At 54.9% G+C, this 1,515-nt stretch carries 1 rRNA gene; it reads right to left on the bottom strand.

Annotation, left to right across the window (positions count from 1 at the left end):
- Positions 1–1,515 (bottom strand): 16S ribosomal RNA (locus tag H9Y04_RS49010); the annotation flags it as partial.

Here is a 1,515-nt window from a genome sequence, read left to right as displayed (position 1 = left end):
AGGTGATCCAACCGCAGGTTCCCCTACGGTTACCTTGTTACGACTTCACCCCAGTCATGAATCACAAAGTGGTAAGCGCCCTCCCGAAGGTTAAGCTACCTACTTCTTTTGCAACCCACTCCCATGGTGTGACGGGCGGTGTGTACAAGGCCCGGGAACGTATTCACCGTGGCATTCTGATCCACGATTACTAGCGATTCCGACTTCATGGAGTCGAGTTGCAGACTCCAATCCGGACTACGACGCACTTTATGAGGTCCGCTTGCTCTCGCGAGGTCGCTTCTCTTTGTATGCGCCATTGTAGCACGTGTGTAGCCCTGGTCGTAAGGGCCATGATGACTTGACGTCATCCCCACCTTCCTCCAGTTTATCACTGGCAGTCTCCTTTGAGTTCCCGGCCGGACCGCTGGCAACAAAGGATAAGGGTTGCGCTCGTTGCGGGACTTAACCCAACATTTCACAACACGAGCTGACGACAGCCATGCAGCACCTGTCTCACGGTTCCCGAAGGCACATTCTCATCTCTGAAAACTTCCGTGGATGTCAAGACCAGGTAAGGTTCTTCGCGTTGCATCGAATTAAACCACATGCTCCACCGCTTGTGCGGGCCCCCGTCAATTCATTTGAGTTTTAACCTTGCGGCCGTACTCCCCAGGCGGTCGACTTAACGCGTTAGCTCCGGAAGCCACGCCTCAAGGGCACAACCTCCAAGTCGACATCGTTTACGGCGTGGACTACCAGGGTATCTAATCCTGTTTGCTCCCCACGCTTTCGCACCTGAGCGTCAGTCTTCGTCCAGGGGGCCGCCTTCGCCACCGGTATTCCTCCAGATCTCTACGCATTTCACCGCTACACCTGGAATTCTACCCCCCTCTACGAGACTCAAGCTTGCCAGTATCAGATGCAGTTCCCAGGTTGAGCCCGGGGATTTCACATCTGACTTAACAAACCGCCTGCGTGCGCTTTACGCCCAGTAATTCCGATTAACGCTTGCACCCTCCGTATTACCGCGGCTGCTGGCACGGAGTTAGCCGGTGCTTCTTCTGCGGGTAACGTCAATGAGCAAAGGTATTAACTTTACTCCCTTCCTCCCCGCTGAAAGTACTTTACAACCCGAAGGCCTTCTTCATACACGCGGCATGGCTGCATCAGGCTTGCGCCCATTGTGCAATATTCCCCACTGCTGCCTCCCGTAGGAGTCTGGACCGTGTCTCAGTTCCAGTGTGGCTGGTCATCCTCTCAGACCAGCTAGGGATCGTCGCCTTGGTGAGCCGTTACCCCACCAACAAGCTAATCCCATCTGGGCACATCCGATGGCAAGAGGCCCGAAGGTCCCCCTCTTTGGTCTTGCGACGTTATGCGGTATTAGCTACCGTTTCCAGTAGTTATCCCCCTCCATCAGGCAGTTTCCCAGACATTACTCACCCGTCCGCCACTCGTCAGCAAAGCAGCAAGCTGCTTTCTGTTACCGTTCGACTTGCATGTGTTAGGCCTGCCGCCAGCGTTCAATCTGAG

It is taken from the genome of Streptomyces polyasparticus (assembly GCF_014493765.1).
In the GTDB taxonomy this organism is placed as follows: domain Bacteria; phylum Actinomycetota; class Actinomycetes; order Streptomycetales; family Streptomycetaceae; genus Streptomyces; species Streptomyces polyasparticus.
The sequence above is the reverse complement of the archived record's forward strand: the minus strand, read 5'-3'. Positions and strand labels throughout refer to the sequence as shown.